This window comes from Rhodococcus sp. IEGM 1306 (assembly GCF_036541985.1).
GTDB classification, from domain to species: Bacteria; Actinomycetota; Actinomycetes; order Mycobacteriales; family Mycobacteriaceae; genus Rhodococcus_F; species Rhodococcus_F qingshengii.
The window spans coordinates 314,155-335,332 of the sequence record NZ_JAZHFF010000001.1 but is presented as its reverse complement, the minus strand read 5'-3'; the positions used below and the strand labels follow the sequence as shown (position 1 = coordinate 335,332).

The 21,178-nt window shown below is 62.2% G+C and carries 17 protein-coding genes; 10 read left to right on the top strand and 7 right to left on the bottom strand.

The window, feature by feature from the left end:
• Window positions 1-11: 11 nt before the first annotated feature.
• Window positions 12-800, top strand: coding sequence for an SDR family NAD(P)-dependent oxidoreductase (locus V3587_RS01705; RefSeq protein WP_020909164.1), 789 nt, complete (start codon window positions 12-14; stop codon window positions 798-800).
• A 51-nt stretch (window positions 801-851) separates the two neighbouring features.
• The gene (locus V3587_RS01700) at window positions 852-1,310 is read left to right on the top strand and encodes a nuclear transport factor 2 family protein (protein WP_161121085.1); all 459 of its coding nucleotides are present in this window, start codon (window positions 852-854) and stop codon (window positions 1,308-1,310) included.
• Window position 1,311: 1 nt separating this feature from the next.
• Here V3587_RS01700 and V3587_RS01695 read toward each other — a convergent pair whose 3' ends face one another.
• Window positions 1,312-2,106: an SDR family NAD(P)-dependent oxidoreductase gene (locus tag V3587_RS01695; RefSeq protein WP_149357914.1), complete on the bottom strand. Its 795-nt coding sequence runs from the start codon at window positions 2,104-2,106 to the stop codon at window positions 1,312-1,314.
• 214 nt (window positions 2,107-2,320) lie between these two features.
• Between V3587_RS01695 and V3587_RS01690 the strand changes: the two genes are divergently transcribed.
• Window positions 2,321-2,899, top strand: coding sequence for a GNAT family N-acetyltransferase (locus tag V3587_RS01690; protein WP_030536976.1), 579 nt, complete (start codon window positions 2,321-2,323; stop codon window positions 2,897-2,899).
• Here the strand turns inward: V3587_RS01690 and V3587_RS01685 are convergent.
• From V3587_RS01685 to V3587_RS01660, 6 genes are all read right to left on the bottom strand, one after another.
• Complete coding sequence (locus V3587_RS01685) at window positions 2,890-3,396, bottom strand: ClbS/DfsB family four-helix bundle protein (RefSeq protein ID WP_050656853.1); 507 nt, start codon at window positions 3,394-3,396, stop codon at window positions 2,890-2,892. The genes V3587_RS01690 and V3587_RS01685 overlap by 10 nt on opposite strands.
• Before the next feature lie 87 nt (window positions 3,397-3,483).
• On the bottom strand, window positions 3,484-4,419 hold the full coding sequence (locus V3587_RS01680; protein ID WP_283376049.1) for an alpha/beta fold hydrolase: 936 nt from the start codon (window positions 4,417-4,419) through the stop codon (window positions 3,484-3,486).
• A gap of 32 nt (window positions 4,420-4,451) precedes the next feature.
• A complete protein-coding gene (locus tag V3587_RS01675; protein WP_007732718.1) occupies window positions 4,452-5,531 on the bottom strand; it encodes a dipeptidase in 1,080 nt (359 codons plus the stop codon).
• 92 nt (window positions 5,532-5,623) lie between these two features.
• Window positions 5,624-7,018 carry a serine hydrolase domain-containing protein gene (locus tag V3587_RS01670; RefSeq protein WP_283376048.1) on the bottom strand — a complete coding sequence of 465 codons (1,395 nt, stop codon included), beginning with the start codon at window positions 7,016-7,018 and terminating at the stop codon, window positions 5,624-5,626.
• Between the two features lie 217 nt (window positions 7,019-7,235).
• Window positions 7,236-7,991: a histidine utilization repressor gene (gene hutC, locus V3587_RS01665; RefSeq protein ID WP_024487384.1), complete on the bottom strand. Its 756-nt coding sequence runs from the start codon at window positions 7,989-7,991 to the stop codon at window positions 7,236-7,238.
• Between the two features lie 109 nt (window positions 7,992-8,100).
• Window positions 8,101-12,747, bottom strand: a complete 4,647-nt coding sequence (locus tag V3587_RS01660) for an NAD-glutamate dehydrogenase (RefSeq protein ID WP_283376047.1) — start codon at window positions 12,745-12,747, stop codon at window positions 8,101-8,103.
• Window positions 12,748-12,981: 234 nt separating this feature from the next.
• Here V3587_RS01660 and V3587_RS01655 point away from each other — a divergent pair, with 234 nt between their 5' ends.
• The 7 genes from V3587_RS01655 to V3587_RS01625 all read left to right on the top strand — a co-directional run bounded on the left by V3587_RS01655 (window position 12,982) and on the right by V3587_RS01625 (window position 21,017).
• Window positions 12,982-14,151, top strand: a complete 1,170-nt coding sequence (locus V3587_RS01655) for an acyl-CoA dehydrogenase family protein (RefSeq protein WP_007732726.1) — start codon at window positions 12,982-12,984, stop codon at window positions 14,149-14,151.
• Window positions 14,152-14,162: 11 nt separating this feature from the next.
• Entirely contained in the window at window positions 14,163-15,305 is a 1,143-nt protein-coding gene (locus V3587_RS01650; protein ID WP_054187466.1) for a CaiB/BaiF CoA transferase family protein, read from the top strand.
• Window positions 15,306-15,342: 37 nt separating this feature from the next.
• Window positions 15,343-16,005: an IclR family transcriptional regulator gene (locus tag V3587_RS01645; protein ID WP_003939923.1), complete on the top strand. Its 663-nt coding sequence runs from the start codon at window positions 15,343-15,345 to the stop codon at window positions 16,003-16,005.
• 91 nt (window positions 16,006-16,096) lie between these two features.
• Window positions 16,097-16,888 (top strand): IclR family transcriptional regulator, encoded by a 792-nt coding sequence (locus V3587_RS01640; protein WP_007732728.1) that lies wholly within the window; start codon window positions 16,097-16,099, stop codon window positions 16,886-16,888.
• 109 nt (window positions 16,889-16,997) lie between these two features.
• Window positions 16,998-18,566 (top strand): histidine ammonia-lyase, encoded by a 1,569-nt coding sequence (gene hutH / locus V3587_RS01635; protein WP_099697513.1) that lies wholly within the window; start codon window positions 16,998-17,000, stop codon window positions 18,564-18,566.
• Window positions 18,563-19,636 (top strand): histidinol-phosphate transaminase, encoded by a 1,074-nt coding sequence (locus V3587_RS01630; RefSeq protein WP_054187469.1) that lies wholly within the window; start codon window positions 18,563-18,565, stop codon window positions 19,634-19,636. Before hutH ends, V3587_RS01630 begins: the two co-directional genes overlap by 4 nt.
• A 16-nt stretch (window positions 19,637-19,652) precedes the next feature.
• Window positions 19,653-21,017 (top strand): FAD-binding oxidoreductase, encoded by a 1,365-nt coding sequence (locus tag V3587_RS01625; protein WP_054187470.1) that lies wholly within the window; start codon window positions 19,653-19,655, stop codon window positions 21,015-21,017.
• Window positions 21,018-21,178: the final 161 nt, after the last annotated feature.

The window sequence follows — 21,178 nt, the reverse complement described above, 5'->3', positions numbered from 1 at the left end:
AGAAGGTAGTAATGATCGATCCTCAGTACTACGGCCCGTGGGCAGTCATCGCCGGCGGTTCAGAAGGTGTCGGCGCAGGGTTCGCCGACGAGCTCAGCAAGATCGGCATCAACCTCGTTCTCATCGCCCGCAAGCCGGGCCCGCTCGAGGAGACCGCGGCCAAGGCACGCGCCAACGGCGTCGAAGTACGCACTCTCGCATTGGATCTGCTCGTTCCGGACGCGCTCGATCAGATCAAGGCTGTCACCGACGACGTCGAGGTTGGTCTCCTCATTTTCAACGCCGGCGCCAACAGCTACGGCCACGAGTTCGTCACCGGAGATCTGACGGGATTTGCCGGAGTCATCGAGCTGAACATCAACAAGCAGCTCGAACTCTCGCACCACTTCGGCGGATTGATGAAGGATCGCGGACGCGGCGGCATCATGCTGCTCGGTTCGCTGGCCGGATTCATGGGCTCCGAGCACCAGAGCATCTACGCGGCGTCCAAGGCATTCGGGCGCATCTTCGCCGAAAGCCTGTGGCTCGAACTCCAGCCGTACGGCGTTCACGTCGTCGAGTTCATTCTCGGTGTCACTCGCACACCCGCTATGATTCGCGCGGGACTGAACTTCGACATCCCGGGCATGAACGTCGCAGAGCCCGAAGATGTTGCACGTGAAGGTCTCGAACACCTTGCCGACGGCCCGATCTGGGTGGCTGCAGGAAACTACGAAGGCGCCAAGAAGCGCAGTGGCTTCCCCCGAGACAAGATGGTCAAGGGTGCTGCCGAAGCGATGCGCAAGCTGCTCAACCGCTGACATCTGCTGTGCGCCTTTATTAACCCCCCGACGTTAAGAAAGGCGCACAGCATGAGCATCGACATCACCACTCTTCTCGACGAACGCGAGATCACCCGCTCCATCTTCGAGTTCGCCCGAGCTATGGATGCGCGAGCGTGGGATGAACTCCACCGGATCATGACGCCGGACGCTACGGCAGAATTGGGCACCGGAACTCTGCGCGGACCCGCCGAGGTAGTGGCGTCCATCCGCTCGTTCCTCGACGAGTGCGGTCCCACCCAACATCTGATCGGTAACGTGCTGGTCGAGGTGGTCGGCGATCTCGCCACCAGCTGCTCCTATGTCAGCGACATGCATGTGGGCACCGGGAGCAAGGCTCACCTGAACTTCTTCACCCTCGGCGACTACCACGACTCATGGGCGCGGATCGACGGAAAGTGGCGAATGACGCACCGCACCAAGCATTCACACGCCAGTCAGGGATCCATCGAGGTTCTGGGCGCCGGCCCCAGCGGTTGGCGGAGCTGATTCAGCTCAACATCGACGAACGGCCGGTCGCGAGCGGACTCTTGCTGGTGAGTCCGCCGTCGACCACCAGGGTCTGCCCCGTCATGTAGCGAGATTCGTCCGAAGCCAGGTAGACCATGGCATGCGCGATGTCTTCGGGTTCGCCGAGGTAAGGCAGGGCGTTTGCCTGCTTCATACCGTCGATGACATCAGCGGGGATGTTGTCCACGAGAGCGGGTGTCATGATCGCGCCCGGCGCTACGGCATTGCACCGAACACCGTTTGCTCCGTACTGGACTGCGATGTACTGCGTCAGACGAATGACTGCCGCTTTGGCGGATCCGTAGGCAGACTGCAGGGAATCCCCGATCAATCCACCTACCGAGGCCGTGTTGACGATCGATCCTCCACCGGCACTGTTCATGTGCGGAATGGCAAGTCGTGAAGCGACGACAGTGCTGCGGACGTTGAGCGACATCACGCGATCCCACTCGTCCAAGTCCATCCGGAGCAGGTCGAGATCCTTGCGCGGGTTACTACCGCCCACGTGATTACACAGGACGTTGATGCCGCCGAATTCGGCGACCGCCTTTTCGATCATCGCTGCCAGAGAGTCCTCGCTCATGACATCGACGCCGAAACCCAGTGCATTGCCACCGGTCTCGCGAATCGCCACCGCCGCTTCCTCTGCACGCGCAGGATCGAGGTCGGCGACCAACACCTTGGCGCCCTCTGCCGCCATGAGTTGTGCTGCTGCACGCCCGATTCCACTGGCGGCGCCTGTGATCACTACACTCTTGCTTTCGAGCCTGTTCATATCTGTTCCTTTCGCGGAGAATCGCCGTACCCGGATCCCACGTGCCCGGAGTTGACAGCTCGGCGATTGCCCGATCACTACCAGTCAACGCAGGATCGACAGCCTCGTCCAACTTTCTTGAATGAACTCACAAGTACGTGACCACGGCCCGCGCACCTGCTACACCGCCGAAATCGAGTGGCGACGGAAGACCTCACTGTGCTGAAGTGGCACTATGCAGAATTCTGTTCGACCGCTGTCCATCGACGACCTCGACCGTGCCGCCGAGGTTCTCGGCGAGGCGTTTGCCGACTACCCCTGGACGAACTGGTGCGTCGCCGAAGACTCCCACGTGGAACGCGTCGCGACTCTGCAACGGATCTACCTCGAACACCTGGCACTACCGTTCGGGCGTTCCTACATAGACGATTCCGGCAACGGCGTCATCGCAGTCCTGCCGCCGGACGCTCCAGAGCCTGATGAAGCGACCGTCGAGAAGATCGTCGAACTGCACGGAGATCGGTTCGAGCGCGTTCTTCAGGCTGACGAACAACTGTCTGCGCTTCCCGTCCCCGACAACGCGTGGTCGTTGGCAACGATCGGTACGACGCCGCGCTCACGCGGAACCGGATTGGGTTCTGCGCTACTGAAACATGCTTTGGCGGAACTGGATCGAACCGAACAGAATTGCTGGCTCGATACGTCGACCGAACGAAATCTACCGCTGTACCAACGGTTCGGTTTCACGATCGTCGGCCAGACCTCGCTCCCCGACGGACCGGACGTATGGCGGATGCATCGACTTCAGGGCTGATTGTTCGACTTCAGCACTCGCCGAATCATTTTCGACAACGACGCGTATTGGGTGATCGTGTTGACGGCGATCCACCTCGAGACCGGCCACGTCCGGGTCCACGAGAAAACCCCGACCGACAGCAGTTGATCGTCGTCAAGGGTCTCGATGTAGTTGCGCAATATCGCAACAGCAGCTCCCAAGCGGTCACGAAGCTCCTGAGCCGGAATGTCGATGCTCGCGTCGACAACCGACTGGTTCAGTGCGGGTGTTTGCGTCCACTTGTAACCCGCCGCCGGCGTCTGCGGAGCCTCGTCTCGCAGCCCGGCACCTATCCACTCTGCGACGGCCTCTGCCCACCAGACACGCACAGCGAGTACGTCGTGCACCGTCCACGCGTCGACGGCAACGGCGTCGAACGCATCGGCCTCGGCGACGCCGTCGAGTAACGCTTCGAGTTTCGAATACGCCGAGTCCAGCTCGCTCACCAGTTCTTCGCGTGACCAGGTCTGCGCCACAATGCCTCCGAACGATCAGTGGAGAAGAAAGAAGCGGGACCATCTCGACTCGATGGCCCCGCCTCCAACTTTAACGTCCTCCCGGATTCAGTTCAGCTCACCCAAGAACCTTCCGAGGTTCTCGGCGATTTCCTTCGACCTGGTGTGGTGCAGGTAGTGGTCTCCGTCCAGCAAGATCACCTCTCCGTGGTCGACGGAGGCTGCCTGCCCCTCGTGCAGCTCTGCCCAGCCCTGAACTTCTGAATTGTTCACGGCGAACAACAGAATCGGAAGATCGGCTGGGAACGTCTTGCCGATTGCTTCAGCGAAGTTACTGGAAAGATGATCCATCTCGTTGAGATAGGTATCGCTGAAGTTGTTCTTCGCAGTCAACTGTCGCATCTCGTCCTTCGCGGCGGGATCGAGGTACTCGTCCGAGGCTTCACCACCGACGACCTTGGACAGCAATTCCGCCAAGCCCAATTGCCTTCCAACTCGGAGTGCGTCGATCGGGAATTTGGTATCCATGTTCGGCTGCCCTGGAACACTGCTGTCGATACCCACGAATGCGGTGACCTCGTCACGGTACTTCGCGGTGTAGTCCAGCGCATAGAGACCAGTGATCGAGTGCCCCATGAGGATGTATTCGTCAATTCCCAGCGACTGTACTGCCGTATGAATCTCTTCGACGATGTTCGCAGTCGTGCGGTCCTTGTCCGTTCCGTCACTGTAGCCGTAACCGAAGGGCTCGATCGTGACGACGCGGTAGTCGGGTGCGAGCTCGTTGACAAGCGGTGTGAAGTCGAGAATCGGTGCGGACGTTCCGAACCCGGGTAACAGCACTATGGTCTGATCGCCGTTGCCGCGGATCGAGTAGCTCATGTTCTTTCCGTCGACGGACACGAACTGGTTGCCCGTCTCCCCGGCCGGAACGCTCGCTTTGCTGGAGCCGACATTGAATACGAGCGCTATCGATACCAGCACAACCAGAACTACGGACACCGAAGCAACCAGCTTCAGTGCAACGGTACGAATCTTCTTCATTCTCATCCTCATCTTCTCGGGCGTCGATACGGCTAGGAAAGGCTCGACATCGAGGCCGCACTGGTCTCGTCGAGCACACGCAACACGTTGTTGCCCATCAGCTTTGCCAAGTCCTCCGCGGACCAACCGCGTTCCGCCAGACGGTCTATCAACACCGCGAAACCGGATACGTCCTGCATACCGTCCGGAAAGTCGTCGAACCCATCGTAGTCACTGCCCAAACCGATGTGGTCGATGCCCGCGACGTCTCGGGCATGCTCGACGTGGTCGGCGAGATGGTCCACTGTCATCGCCGGTCGTGGGCCGACTCGCCCGCCTTTGAACCATTCGTTGTACTCGGCAGAAAGGAACATGGGTACAAAGGCGATCATGATGACCCCGCCGTTGTCCGCGAGCAGTCGCATGACGTCGTCGGGAACATTACGGGGGTGACCGCATAGCTGAGAGCACGACGAATGGCTGAAAATCACCGGCGCCGACGACGTCTCGATGGCATCTCTCATCGTTTCCACCGAGACGTGCGACAGGTCGACGAGTACGCCGAGCCGATTCATTTCGCGCACGATCTCGCGACCGAAGTCGGTCAGCCCGCCGTGTACTCGAGTGTCCGTCGCGGAGTCCGCCCACCCGGTGTTGTCGTTGTGCGTCAGCGTCATGTACCGAAGACCAAGGCGCGCCATCATTCTCAGGACACCGAGCGAGCTGCCGATGCTGTGACCGCCCTCCGCGCCCAACAAGGACGCGACCTTGCCCTCGCTCCAGATGCGACGCACGTCGTCACCTGTACGCGCGAATTCGAAAGTATCCGGATATCGCTCGATCATCCGGTACACGTAGTCGATCTGTTCGAGTGTGTACTGAACCGCCTCTGGCTCCGTCCTGTCACACGGGGTGTAAACCGACCAGAACTGCGCACCGACGCCGCCGCGACCGAGTTTGTCGATGTCGGTTTGGAAGATGGAATCCTTCTCGAGATTCTCCACCGAGTATGCGGCAGTTTCGCGAGCCGTCCAGGCCAGATCGTTGTGACCGTCGATGACCGGCGCAAGGCCGTAAGCATCGAGTGCCGCGGGGTGATTCACGTCCGGAAAAGGAGCGAGAGGTTTCATCATGAGTTTTCCTCGAAAAGTAGTGCGGGCAGGTCGAGGGCCCTCATCGCCTTCGACCTGCCCGAGATTTCATTCAGCGGAGAGAATCGCCGCGACTAGTCGGAAATCTTCTTGAAAAGCCTTGTCATGTAAAGATATTGCTCGCCATCGATCGTGAGATGAGCCATCTCACCCGAAGCGCTCTCGTTACTGATCAAGAACCTGGAGGCGGACAGAGGTACGACCTTGGTGGGCGGAGCCGGCGGCTCGCCGTCGATCTCGACCTTGGCGAAGTTCTGCACCTGGAATCCGCCGTCCTCGCCGCGCGTGAGTTCGATTCGCACGGTTGTCGATTCATAGGTTCCGAGAATCTGCGACAGGTCGATGTCTTCAGCATTTGGCTCGGACTTCGGTTCCGGCAGAACGAGATCGAGCTCCTGGGCGATCTCCTTCTCGATGTCGTGGGCCAGGGCGCCGCCGCCACGCGAGTTGGTCACCACGGCCATGGCGAGACCGAGCTCGGGGAAGGTGTGAAAACGAGTGATCTGGCCGATTGTCGCACCACCGTGCTGCGCGGACGTCACGCCGCCCCAGTCGGACAGGATCCAGCCGAGACCCCAGGCCTGATCGACGCTCGAGACCGCGGTCAGGTCGAATTGCGGAGTGCGCATCAGGCGCGCGGATTCTTCGGACAGAATGCGTTCACCCGTCAATGCGAGTCCGTCACGCATGTGTGCAGCACCGAAGGTCAGGAGCGAGCTGACCGATCCGGTGATGATCCCGGCCGGACCGATACCGCGCGGAAGCAGCCACTGCTTGGTCGGAATCACCTTGTCCGGCGACGTCCGATCCGGGTTGGCCACGTGGCCGACGGCCGTGCGGAACAGCGGCGCGTCCTTGGCCTTGGTGATGATGTGCGTCAATCCGATTGGCTTCCAAAGATATTCGACCAACGCCTCGTCCCACGTCATCTCACGAAGGACCTCGACGATGCGGCCGGCAACGGCAAAACCCGCGTTGCTGTAACTCAGATGCCCGCCGGGCTCGGTGACGCTGATCGCGGTCGCGAGTTCGTCGACGTACTTCTCGACGCAGTCGTCACCGTCACCGGTGTCGTTGAACAGGTCTCCGTCGATACCGCTTGTGTGCGTGAGCAACTGGCGGATCGTGATTTCCTTCGTGTTGGAAGGATCCGCGATCGTGAACTCCGGAAGCACCTCCACCACCAGGGTGTCCAGCGTCAGCTTGCCCTCGTCGACGAGCTGCATGATCAGCGTCGTCGTCCAGATCTTGCTCGCGGATCCGTACTGGAACAGGGTGTCTGCGTCGACGTCGACGCGCGTGTTCAGGCTCGTCACTCCGGTGGTGATGACACGGATGTCCGCTGCGCCGTCTTCGCCCAGCGCGATCACACCGACCTGCGCGCCCGGTACCGAATGCTTGGCTGCCAGTTCGTCGAGGCGTTCCTGCCACTTCGGGGCGACAAGTAGGTCCTTGGGCAAGTCGGTCACAGGTCGAACTCCTTCGATCATGGAAGCGAGCGGCGTAGACGGCGTTGCTGGGATCCGCTCAGGTCTCACTCGTCGGGAAGTGAGGTTGCGGAAGCAATAACCGTCCACCCATGATCTCAGTGTGCTCGCAGTCACGTCCTGGTCGATTGCACCGAAGTCGACCCCGAAAATGGTGCAATCGGACGAGCGAGTGTTCAGGATTCGCCATTCGAAACGATCAGCGCTCGAAGGTTCCTTCCAAGCGATTGCGTGAACCCGGATGGATCAAGCGCGCCGCGCTGACCAATCCGTTAGCCGACCAGGTGCGGCGGCGAATCAGCAGGCACGGTTCCCCGCGATCGATGCGTAACAGCTCGCATTCGTCCGGGCTACCCAACACCGCTTCCACGACATGCTCGCCGCGAACCAGAGGCGCAACGTCACTCAAGTAGTTGTTGGGGGTGATCGCGGTGAAGTCCTGGCGCAGATAGTCTGGCGCCTCGTTCGGATTCACGAATCGGTCTTCCACCTGAATCGGAGTTTCGTCCTCGAAGTGCACCATCAGCGAATGGAACACCCGTTTGCCCACCGATTCACGAAGGAACGTCTGCCCGTGGTCGGTTTCTTCCTCACGAACGAAGACGACCTCGGTTCGATGACGGTGGCCGCGGCGCTGAATCTCGTCGGCGATGTTCTTGACTTCGAACAGCGGGGACGCGGTCTTCGTGGCGGCGACAAAAGTACCGACCCCCATCATCCGCACGATCAGACCGTCGCTGGTGAGTTCGCGAAGCGCTCGATTGATCGTCATTCGTGACAACCCCAGCGCACTGACCAGTTGATTCTCCGAAGGCAGCTGATCGCCTTCGGTCCACCGACCCGAGTTGATCTGCGAGACCACGAGGTTCTTGACCCGTTCGTAGGCAGGGGCGGACTCGCCGCCTGCCTCGTTGAACAGCACGGCGAGTTCTGCGTCCACTTCGGCAATCGCCATCGCCACCACCCGTTCGTCGAAAACCACCGAGTCGGTTCTCCCGTTCGGCCTCCGAAGTCTATCCGCCTCGTGCACCTTTCCGATCCATCCGCGAGCGTCCGCGCCGGACCTAACCCACCATGCGCCGCAATTGGCTCGTCGCAACCGAAAGCGCAGCAAGATCGTGTTGCCCGGACGCTTCGATCTCTGCGAGCGCGAGAGTGGACCTCTCGATTCTCGACGCATTCCTTTCTTCCCACCTCGAGAGTTTTTCCGCTGTCGTGTCACCCGCTTCCGCGTCGGCCAAGACGTCGAGGGTCAGGGCCCGCACCGTCGAGTACAACTCGTCCCGCAACGACAACCTCGCCAACGCGTTCCATTTTCCGTCCTTGCTCAATGCCGACACTCGATTGAGCATCGGGACGAGCCCAACATGCTCACCGAGCCGGAAATAGAGTTCGCCGGTCTCCGAGATCGTCCGATCGGCAAGGTCCGCGATCTCCACCACGTCGAGCAGTCCGAACTGATCGAGCAATATCTCCACTCGCCTGACCAGGTTCTCCGGCGCGCCCTTGTCCGTGATGAGGACCGTTCGCGCAGCCAGGTTCCGCTGATCTGCGCCTACCAGCCAGCCATCGAGCTCTGCCGACGCCTCCGCGAGGCGATCACCGAATCTGCTGATCTCGGCCCCGACGGCCAGCGGTTGCGGACGACGTGTCAGCATCCACCGTGACGCCCGGTCGAGCAGTCGCCTGGTGAGCAGGATCAACTCGTCGGATACGGCGGTCGAGATCGAGGCTTCGCTGATGTCGTGCCACAACTTCCACAGTCCGAACACCTCGGAAACCACGGTGAAGGCACGTACCGCGTCTTCCGGATCAGCGCCGACCTCTTCACCGAGCCGATATGCATAGGTGATGCCGCCCCGATCGATGACGTTGTTCGTCAGCACGGTCGCGACGATCTCGCGCCGCAGTGGGTGCCGGTCGAGGGCGTCGCCCCCTGCAACTCGAACGCCCTCCGGAAAGTAGTTCACCAGCGCCTTGCGGTAGATCTGGTTGTCGATCGAGCTTCCCGCCAACAGCGTGGATTTCAGATCGAGCTTGACGTGGGCCATCAGTGTGGCGAGTTCCGGCGACGTCAGCCCCGTTCCCGACTTCTCAGCCGCGGCGAACTGCTTCTTGGTCGGAAACCCTTCGATGACACGGTCGACGATCCCGCGCGATTCGAGGTTGGAAATCACTCTGCCGTGCACACCGATCATCGCCCCCGCATCCGCCCGCGTGGTACCTATCAGTTCGTTCTGCGAACGGTTGTCTGCGAGAACGAGTTCTGCGACCTGGTCGGTCAGCGATTCGAGTAGTGCGTCACGACGTGAGTCCGTGACGACGCCTGAGCTGATCAGGGAGTCGAGAAGGATTTTGATGTTCACCTCGTGGTCGGAACAATCGACTCCGGCCGAATTGTCGAGGGCGTCTGTGTTGATCCGTCCACCGCCGCGTGCGTATTCGATCCGTCCGGCCTGGGTGAGGCCGAGATTGCCTCCTTCACCGATCACTCGGGCACGCACTTCGTTGCCGTTCACCCGAACGGCGTCGTTGCTCTTGTCACCGACTTCGAGGTCGGACTCACCGGAGGCCTTGACGTACGTTCCGATGCCGCCGTTCCACAACAGATCTGCCGGGGACCGCAGAATCGCCCGAACCAGTTGCGGTGGAGTCAGTTCAGTGACGTCGCCCTCGAGGCCCAGGGTTTCTCGCATCTCGTCACTGATCGGAACGCGCTTCGCCGAGCGTTCCCACACTCCGCCGCCCGCACTGATCAAGGTCGGGTCGTAGTCGGCCCACGAGGATCGTGGGAGCGCAAAGAGACGTGATCGCTCGCCGTACGAGCGCTCAGGCGACGGGTTCGGATCGACGAACACGTGCCGATGATCGAACGCCGCGATCAGGCGAATGTGCTTGCTGCACAACATACCGTTGCCGAAGACATCGCCACTCATGTCTCCGATCCCCACCGCGGTGAAGTCATCGTGCTGGGTATCGACGCCGAGCTCACGGAAGTGCCGCTTGACACTTTCCCAGGCGCCCTTCGCCGTGATACCCATGGCTTTGTGGTCGTAGCCGACCGACCCGCCGGACGCGAAGGCGTCGCCGAGCCAGAATCCGTACTCCGCGGCAACCTCGTTCGCGATGTCGGAGAACTTCGCAGTTCCCTTGTCCGCGGCGACAACAAGATACGTGTCGTCTCCGTCGTGGCGAACGACCCGCCGCGCCGCGACAACGGCCCCGCTCTGCTTGTCGACGTTGTCGGTCAGATCGAGTAGTCCGCGAATGAAGGATCGGTAGCAATCGATCCCGGCCGCCAACGCAGCTTCTCGGTCTGCGTCTGCGCCCAGCCCTGGAACCGGTGGGCGTTTGACGACAAATCCGCCCTTCGCTCCGACAGGCACGATGACTGCGTTCTTGACTGCCTGCGCCTTCACCAATCCCAGTACCTCGGTGCGAAAGTCCTCTTTCCGATCCGACCAGCGCAAGCCGCCGCGAGCCACCGTACCGAAACGAAGGTGCACACCTGCTACATCGGGTGAGTACACGAATATCTCGAACTTCGGTCGAGGGAAAGGCAATACGGACAGCTTCTCCGAATCGAACTTCAACGAGAGCGCGCCGAGCGATTCAGTGGGATACACGAAATAGTTGGTACGCAACGTGTTACGGACCAGTTCGGACAATGCGCGCAGGATCCGATCGGCGTCGAGTCCTTGCACCTGCGCCACGGCCGTTTCCACGTCCGCTGCTGCACGTGCACCTCGATCTCCGTCGACGACGCCAGGATCGAAACGGCTCTCGAACAATTCGCACAATCTGCCGGCGATCTCGGGATGATCGGCAAGTACCTCGGCGACGCGACCGGTGCTGTAAGGAAATCCCGCTTGCTGCAAGAACTCCGCGTATGCCCGCAGCACCACTACCTGTTTCCAGCCGAGTCCCGCGATCGCGACCAATTCGTTGAACGAGTCCGGCTCGGCGTCACCGTTTCGAACCGCGGCAAACGTCGCCGCGAATCGCGCGGCAAAGTTGTCGAAGCCTTCGACCGGAGCACTCGGATAGTCGAGCGTGAACTCGTAGATCCTGGACTGTTCGGTTCCCACCGGTGCGATCTCGTACGGACGCTCGTCGACCACTTCGACGCCCAGGCTCTGCAATACGGGCAGCACCTCGCCCAGCGAGAGCGGATCACCCGAGACGTACAGCCCGAGACGGTGAGTACCCGGTCCGTCGACAGATCGGGCCAACCGTGGACTTACTTCTCCGGGCGCGAGGCCCTCGAACACCGCCATGTCCTCGGCGGCTCGGACAGCGTCGAAATCCTGCTTGTATGCCACCGGAACGCGCTCGGCGAACCGAGCACGCCTGCGCCGCTCGTCGTAGTGCGAAGCATCCAGAACGAATCGTTCGTCCCACGTCAGGCACGCGTCGACGACGAGGTCCCGAATCTCCCGTGCTTGTCGCGCCGACGCGAAGTTCGCGCCGCCGCCGACTGTGGCCGTGAAATGTACGACGGCCAAGGGGGATTCCGAGACTCGACTGGAGAACTCGATATTGTGGGCACCGAGTGCGTCGGCGAGTACCGACTCGGCCGTTGTTCTGATCGTCGTACTGAATTTCTCGCGCGGAACGAAGAGCAAAGCCGACAACTCTTGATCTCGCCCTGTCACCGGGGAACTTCCCACCGGTTGCAAGAACAGATGGATCGATGTGCGGCCGTCCACGGAAGTGAGTTCGTCCAGCGCGTCCGCGATTCGGGCCGGCTCGGCCGCCAGGAGCACTGTGACCGGAATCGACTGAATCACTGCCAGCATCGATTGTCCGACAAACGAATCGACGGTGGATCCTGAGGCCTCGAAGATGTCTGCGACGCGTCCTCGCACGAGCGGGGTTCGCCTGACGTCGGCGACGATACCGGTCGCGGTGAAGAACCCGACGAATCGGTACGCACGGTCGCCGACGGACACGTCGATCTCGGTGGCGTATTCGGATCCACCGAACCCTTGCCGGAGGTACACCACTGCAATCGCGAGGGGCGCCGCTTTCGAATCCGAAGAGCCGGTTGGATCGGGGAGCACGCCGATGGCGTACGGCTCGTCACTGTCGACAGTTCGCGCACCACCGATGACACTGAAGTTTCCGGCGCTGCACCACCGGAGAAAGTCAGCTTCTTCGGCGTAGCCGTTCGAGTCCAGTTGCTCGCGCGCCTCGTCGACGAGGTCCCGCAGGGGCACGGAATCGCGGAAGGCACGCGCGATACGGTCGAGGATTCCGGCGACGTCGTCCGCGATCACCTGCGCCTGCGCGTCCGAACAGTGTGCGGGTAGTCCTATGTGGATCCATGATTCGGTGCGCTCCCCGGCCCGGGCGTCTTCGGTGCTGTGCGCCGGTTGTACGGCTGTGCGAAGCACGGGGTGCACCACGAATTCAGGTTCCACGCGGGCACGGGCAAGTGTCGCCAAGACCGCTTCGACGAGCTGCGGCATGTCGTCGCCGACGTATTGAATCGCGGGGCCATCCCCTAACTCCCCGGCCGGCGCGAGTCGCGAGATCGACGAGTTGTGTCCTCGTCGACGCGAAAGGTCCATGTGCGCGGCGACAATCGCCAGCTTGCGGTCTTCGGCGAGCGCAGCGTATCGATCCGCCGACAAGCCCTCGAAATACGTACTGGACACCCTCCTCACATTCTCGGAGTCCGGTGTCGTGTCGACTGAAACGAGGCTCATGTCAGCACCTTCCGTCGAAAGCCACGCTGCTTCCGACTTGTAGTGGGTTCGATCCGCAATCAACTTGTCTATACAGGCTTAGACAAGTTGATCATTGCAGAACGTGAGCCGCGACACAACAACTTCACCCCTGGACAAATTCGCCAGCCTCGGCCATAGTCAGTCCATGCCAACTAGTGGCAATTAGATTTCATTAGATGAAATTCGTAACTATTCCGCCTCGAAGGAGCCCCCGTGACTACCCAGACCGCGCCCGACACCGACAGCGTCGATCTCGCAGAGTTCCGCAGCACTGTCCGAGCCTTCGCCAACGCCGAGATCCACCCAGGAGCAGCCGCACGCGACGAGTCCAAGGAGTTCCCGGCGCAGCTGGTCAAGCGCCTCGGGCAGCAGGACCTCATGGGCATTTCCGTGCCCGAGGAATTCGGCGGGCTGGGTCTGTCGACACGAACCCAACTGGTCGCCATCGAAGAAGTTGCACGCACCGACGCCGCGCTGGCATCGATCTACACCGCCCACTACCTGGGCCTCGAGCCGATTCTCGTCGGCGGCTCCGAAGAGCAGAAGCATCGCTGGTTGCCCCAGCTCGCGTCGGGCGAACTACTGGCCGGCTTTGCACTCACAGAACCCGATGCCGGCTCCGACATCGCCTCGATGCGTACCGTCGCCCGACGCGAGGACGACGGCTGGCATCTCTCCGGATCGAAGACGTACATCTCCAACGCCAAGGAAGCCGACCTGGTCGTGCTCTTCGCCAAGACGGACCCGAGCGCAGGATTCCGAGGCATCACCGCCTTCGTCGTCCCCAAGGGAACTCCGGGAATCAGCTACTCGGAGCCCCAGGACAAGATGGGAATTCGTTCGGCCCCGACGTACACCGTCTACCTCGACGACGTCGTTCTGCCGCTCGACTCCGTGATCGGCACCGAAGGTCGCGGCGGCAACATTGCCTTGACCGCCCTGAACCGAGCACGCATCGACGTAGCGGCAATGGCAAACGGCATCGCTCTGCGCGCTTGGGAACTGGGACGCGAGTACGCAACGGAGCGAAAGCAGTTCGGCACGCCGATCTTCGACTTCCAGGCAATCCAGCTACTCCTCGGTGGCTGCGACGCGCAACTTGTCGCATCACGCGTCACCGCAGACTGGGCCGCCGACGTCAAGGACGCCGGTCAGGACATCCGCCGCGCCGCATCGATTTCGAAGTACGTCGCCACCGAAGCCTGCTTCTCGATCGTCGATCAAACCGTACAGATCCACGGTGGCGCAGGTTTCATGCGCGAATCGGAAATCGAACGCCTGTACCGCGATTGCCGCATTCTCCGCATCTTCGAGGGCACCTCGCAGATCCAGTTGCTCACCATTGCCGGCAATGCTCCGTCGCCGCGTTCCACCGAGTTCTGAAAGGCGCGGACATGACTGCACTTCCCCCACTCGACGGCATCCGGGTCATCGACCTCTCGCGCGTCCTTGCCGGACCCTACTGCACCGCACTGCTTTCCGACGCCGGTGCGGACGTCGTCAAGATCGAATCCGAACACGGTGAAGACTCTCGGCACCTCGGCCCGTTCCGCGACGGCGAGAGCATCTACTTCAACGTGCTGAATCGTGGCAAGCGTTCGGTGGCACTCAACCTCAAGAACGACGAGGACCGTGAGGCGCTGCTGACGCTCATCGAGACCGCCGACGTCGTCGTCGAAAACTTTCGCCCCGGCGTCACCAAGCGCCTGGGAATCGACTACGAGGCTGCGCGGGCTCGCAATCCGCGCATCGTGTACGCGTCCATCTCCGGTTTCGGACAGGACGGGCCCATGTCCGGAGCCGCCGCCTACGACCTTGTAGTCCAGGCTCTTTCGGGAATCATGAGCATCACCGGTTCGGAGGAATCCGGGCCGACACGGTTGGGTGAGTCGTTCGGAGACCTGGTCGCCGGGCTGTTCGCCGCCTGGGGAATCAGTACCGCCCTGCTGAGTGCACGGGCGAGCGGACTCGGGCAGCACCTTGACGTCGCGATGTTCGACAGCATGCTCGCCATGCTGCCGACAGCACACAGCCAACTGCAATCCACCGGGCTCACTCCCCCACGCGTCGGCAACCGTCATCCGGTGTCAACACCGTTCGACACCTACAAGGCCGACGACGGACTCTTCGTCCTCGCAGTTGCGAGCCAGTCGGGTTTCGAGAAGCTGGCGCAGACGATGAATCGCGTCGACCTGATCGCAGATCCCCGATTTGCCGACGACACCGCCCGGACCGAGAACGAACCGGCACTGCGCAAGGAGATCGAAAACTGGGCTGCCGGAAAGACCGTCACCGACGTGGTCGGTATTCTCGGCGACGCGGGCCTCGCCGGCTCGGAAATCTGGGACGTCCAGCAGGCACTCACCTCCGCGCAGGCCGAGTATCGCGGAGTCGTCGAATCGTTCGAGCACCCGGTAGCAGGAAAAATCTCCTACGTACGACAACCCGTCGTGTTCGGTGATAGCCGACGCCCCGATGTCCGCCGCAGTCCCCTGCTGGACGAGCACCACGGTGAGGTACTGCCGGGCTCGCGATAGATTCAGCGCAGACATCCCTCGGCACTTGGAGTAGGACATGGCCCCCGGCGACGTGACCCGCAGCGCGAATCGCACGTTCGAACTTCTCGGTGCGATCGTCGAGCACGGCGGGTTGACGCTCGGCGACGCCGCCAAGGCAACCGATCTGGCAACCAGTACCGCGCTTCGCCTGATCAGAAGCCTCGAACAAACCGAGTTCGTCGTCCGCGGCGAGGACAACGTCTATCGCGTCGGCCCGCGGCTACTACAGATCGGGGCTCGCGCTCTCGGTGACAATCAACTGTTGCCGAGAGCGCGGCCCGCGATGAAGGCCATCGCCGAAACCACGAGAGAGTCGACCTACCTGTCGACGAAGGGACCGAAAGACACTGCGCTGTATCTCGATCAGATCGAGGGCACGCACGCGATCCGCCACATGGGGTGGGTGGGCCAGAGCGTTCCCCTGGACGGCACCGCCGTCGGCGCAGCGTTGAGCGGCAAGGTAGGCGAGAGCGGGTACGCCATTGCGCACGACACCATCGAGGATCACTCGACCGGAGTTGCCGCGCCGATCTACAACGCGGTCGGTCAGATAGCCGGAGCGCTCAGCGTCGTCGGCCCGACATTCCGTCTGACGGACGAGGTCTGCGCCAGCCACGGTCGTGTCTTGGTGGAGCACTGCGCCCGGTTGTCCGCGGAACTCGGCAGCCAGACACCCTGACCACCCCGAGCACTTGGCGATTCAGTCTCGTATCCGAGACAATGTGGTTCCCCGCTCCCACCTCAGCCCTACCCGTAAGGACACACCCCACATGACGACGAGCCGCGTGAAATCTGCTGAGCGCGTGCTCGACGTGCTCGATCTCCTGGCCCGCCGGGGTGTGCCGCTGGCGACGGCAGAAATCTCCAGCGCCCTCGAGCTGCCGAAGAGTACGACGCATCACCTCCTCAATGTCATGCGGGATCGACGGTTCGTCTCGTACTGGGCTGATCAACGCGCCTGGACCCTGGGTGTCTCGGCGTTCGAAGTCGGTGCGTCGTACATGCGGTCCGGCCCACTTCACCGTGAGGGCCAACGATTCATGCTGGCACTCACTCAGTCGACCGACGAGACCTCCCATCTGGCGGTACTTCAGGGTTCTGACGTCATCTACCTCGACAAACGTGAACCTCTGAAGCCCGGCGTTCGGTTGGTGACCGAGATCGGGACCCGCCTTCCGGCGCATCTCACCGCAGTCGGGCGGGCGATTCTGAGCCGTCTGGATGCGGAACAGATCAGCGCGCTCTACGAGGGGTACACCTGGCCGACGCGGACCGGAACGGGTCCGTCGACGCTCGCCGAACTGCGAGAACTGCTCGCCGCAGCACGTGAGAGCGGATATGCGGTCGAAGAGAATGCGACGACATCCGGGATCAATTGCATCGCCAGCCCCGTGATCACACGGGACGGTCGTCCGGTCGCAGCTCTCGGCGTCACCTTCCTCTCCGGCTCCAAATCGGCCGAGGAGAGTGCCCTGATCGCCGACCGAGTGCGCGCCGTCAGCGCCGAGTTCTCCGCCGATCTCGGAGATCGAATGGTGGAGACCCCGACCGCAGACATGTAGCCAACTTCTCCGTTCCGTACTTTGCGGGCCTTGTTTTCGTCTCATATTCAAGACTAGAGTCTCGTATACAAGACTTTGTTAGATAGCCACGCATCATCATTGGAGTCCCATGAACGCCACCCCTGCCACCCAGACAGCCACCCGAACCATCGAGGTCGGAATCGGCGCTGTCACCATCGCCGACGTCGTCGACGTCGCGCGCAACGGATACGGCGTTGCATTGACCGCGGAATCACTGGCCGCGATCGCCGAAAGTCGTGCACGCATCGAAGCCCTGGCCGCAGACCCCACACCGATCTACGGAGTTTCCACCGGATTCGGCGCACTTGCCACCCGGCACATTCCGGCGCATCTGCGGACACAGTTGCAGCGCAGCCTGATCCGCTCACATGCGGCAGGTTCGGGACCGGAAGTCGAACGCGAAGTGATCCGGGCCTTGATGCTTCTGCGTCTGTCGACGCTCGCCACCGGGCGGACCGGAGTGCGCCCTGTAGTCGCACAGGCGTACGCCGACCTACTCACCGCAGGCATCACCCCGGTGGTGCACGAATACGGCAGCCTCGGATGCTCGGGAGATCTGGCACCACTGGCGCATGTGGCGATGGCAATCATCGGTGAAGGTTTCGTCCGCACCGCCGACGGTGAACTCACCGATGCGGCAACGGCATTGGCTGCCCATGGTCTCGAACCGGTGGTTCTGGCCGAGAAGGAAGGCCTCGCACTGATCAACGGTACCGACGGGATGCTCGGTCAACTGGCCCTTGCGATCACCGATCTCGATCATCTGCTCAAGTTGGCCGACATCGCTGCCGCTATGAGCGTCGAGGGCTTGCTCGGCACCGATCAAGTGTTCGCCGCCGATCTTCAGGCGCTTCGCCCCCACCCCGGACAGGGCGCGGCCGCCTCGAACATGGTGCGCTTGCTTGCCGACTCCCCGATCGTCGCCAGCCATGCGGGCCCTGACTGCACCAGAGTTCAGGACGCGTACTCACTGCGGTGCGCACCGCAGGTTGCCGGCGGCGCACGCGACACCGTCGATCACGCCCGACTGGTTGCCGGGCGCGAATTGGCCAGTGCTGTCGACAATCCCGTCGTCACTCTCGACGGAAGGGTTCGGTCGAACGGTAACTTCCACGGAGCTCCCGTGGCCTACGTCTTGGACTTTCTCGCCATCGTGACCGCGGATGTCGCGGGGATCAGCGAACGCCGAACCGACCGCTTCCTCGACGTAGCACGCAATCACGGTCTGACCCCCTTCCTCGCCGACGACCCCGGTGTCGACAGCGGACTGATGATCGCGCAGTACACACAAGCTGCCATCGTGTCCGAACTCAAGCGACTCGCGAGCCCGGCCAGTGTCGATTCGATTCCCTCCTCGGCCATGCAGGAAGATCACGTCTCCATGGGATGGTCGGGTGCACGCAAGCTCCGCCGGTCCATCGACGGTCTCACCCGAGTTCTCGCGATCGAGATACTGACTGCAGCACGAGGAATCGATTTGCGCTCCCCACTCGAGCCCTCCCCCGCCACCGGAGCCGTCCTTCGGACCCTGCGCGAGAAGGTGCAGGGGCCGGGTACCGATCGCTTCCTGTCCCCCGAGATCGAGGCCGCGGTGGACTTGGCGGCATCGGGTGCACTTGTTGCGGCCGCGGAGAACGCGATCGGCGCCCTGGCATGAGCGCGCCCGGTGCGCTGAGGCCTCGCCCCCGACCCGAAATCGAAGCACTCCCTCGATACTCCAAAGCCGCCGGCCTCGAGCAGGTTCGGTGGCGGGCGTCGAGCAACGAGTCGACGGTTGCACCCTCGGCGGCCATTCTCGAGGCCGTCAATCTCGCGGCCTCACACTCGCACTTGTATCCGTCGCTGTTCGGCGACACGCTGATCGCTCGGTTGAGCGGCCGCCTGGGCGTCGGCGACGACCAGGTATTGGTCGGCGCCGGTTCGTTGGCACTGCTCCAGCAGGTATTGACTGCGTACACGGGTCCGGGCACCGAGGTCGTCTACCCGTGGCGCAGCTACGAGGCGTACCCGATACTGATCGGAATCGCCGGGGCGAGCGGTGTCCCCGTCGCACTCGATTCCGAACATCGGCACGATCTGAGTGCAATGGCGGCGGCGGTGACCCCGCAAACCCGCGCGGTACTCGTCTGCAACCCCAACAATCCGACCGGTAGCGAGTTCTCGACCGCCGAGTTCGTCGCGTTCGCCCGTGCAATCCCGAGCGACGTCCTCATCCTCCTGGACGAGGCCTACCGGGAGTTCGCGACCAGCGACGTCGACGGCGTCGACCTGCTTCGAGCCTTTCCCAACATCGTCGTCTTCCGAACCTTCTCCAAGGCTTACGGATTGGCCGGACTTCGTGCCGGCTATGCCGTCACCAACTCGGCGATCGCAGCGGATCTTCGCAGCGCTGCACCGCCCTTCGGGCTCAGCGCCGTTGCCGAGGCCGCGGCCTGCGCGGCCCTGACCGATCCGGCACACACCGATTCGATAGTCGAAACGGTGACCGAGGGTCGTTCTCACCTACGTGAGCAATTGGCTCTGCGCGGCGTCGAGACGGTCCCGAGCGGTGCCAACTTCGTGTGGATCCCTCTCGGCAAGAGAGCTTCTGCACTCGAAGCGGCCTGCGTCGCGCAGGGTGTCTCGGTCCGGATGTTCCCCGGCGAGGGAGTGCGGGTGACCGTAGGTGAGCGGGCAGCAGAAGACGCCGTGATCTCCGCTGTGGATGCACTCGCATACAACCTTTGACCGACTGGAGAAAAGAATGTCCGTCCACGAACTTGCTCGGTCGATCGGTTCGAGTCGCCTGATCACCGACCCTGCGGTAATGGACTCGTACCGCCGTGACGAGGCCCATCTCGCCGAACCCGGCCATCCGGCAGCCGTCATGCTCGCCGAAACTGCGGCCGACATTTCCGAGGCGCTGAAATGGGCTACTGCTCACCGTGTCCCGGTGGTAACCCGCGGTGCGGGAACCGGTTTGGCGGGCGGCGGGGCAGCCGTCGAGGGCTGCCTGGTCATCTCGACCACTCGCATGCGCTCGATTCTCGAGGTCAATCCGGACGATCAACTCGCTGTCGTGGAAGCCGGGGTGATCAACGCCGACATCAGTCGAGCAGCAGACGAGTACGGGCTGATGTACGCCCCTGATCCGAGCAGTTTCGAGATCTCCACGATCGGCGGAAACATCGCCACCAACGCCGGTGGACTGCGTTGCGTGAAGTACGGCGTCACCCGCGATTCAGTCCTGGGTCTCGAGGTTGTGCTCGCCGACGGTCGGATCGTGCGGACAGGCCGAAGGACCGTCAAAGGTGTTGCGGGATACGACTTGACCAGTCTTCTCGTCGGTTCGGAGGGAACACTCGGAGTCGTCACGAGTGCCACGCTGAAGTTGCAGCCCAAGCCCAAGAGAGCACCGGTCACCGTCGTCGGCAGTTTCGATTCTCTCCGCTCCGCAGCGGACGCAGTTACCGCGGTCGTTCGCGACGGGATCGGACCGAGCCTGCTGGAGCTGATCGATCGAGCAACGCTGCGCGCAGTCGACGACTGGAAACGAATCGGGTTGGAAGACAACACCGCCGCGATGCTGATCGCACAGGCCGACGGGGTCGATGCCGACGCAGCAGCCGCGGCGATGCAGAAACACTTCGAGAGGGCGGGCGCAGATTTTGTCGCCGTCTCGCAGGACGCGGCAGAAGCCGCACAGCTACTCGAGATTCGCCGACTCGCCTATCCGGCTTCCGAACGACTCGGGCAATGTCTCGTGGAAGACGTCGGGGTCCCGCGGTCGAAACTGCCCGACATGCTCGAGAGTATCGACCGAGCCGCCGCCGAGCACATGGTCAAGATCATGACCGTCGCGCATGCTGGTGACGGCAACGTCCATCCGACCTTCGTCTTCGACCGCACTGCCGACGGCTCGGTCCCCGAAGCCGTGTGGACCGCCGCGGACGAGGTCTTCCGGCGTGCTCTCGAACTCGGCGGAACTCTGACCGGAGAGCACGGCGTCGGCGTTCTGAAGCGTCGCTGGCTCTCTCTCGAGCTCGGCGAGGACAGCATGCAACTGCACCGATCGATCAAGGCTGCCTTCGACCCGCTCGGAATCCTCAACCCGGGTAAGGGTTTCTGATTTCTCGCGCGGTGTTACACAGCATTTACGCGAAAACGGGTCCTGGGTATTGACGCCTGTATATACAGGCATATACATTTATCCGCAGTGACAGTGACCCAGCGCACAAAGCACAAGGCGCAAAGCACCAAGCACGAAGAAGGTGGGCAATACCCCGACGT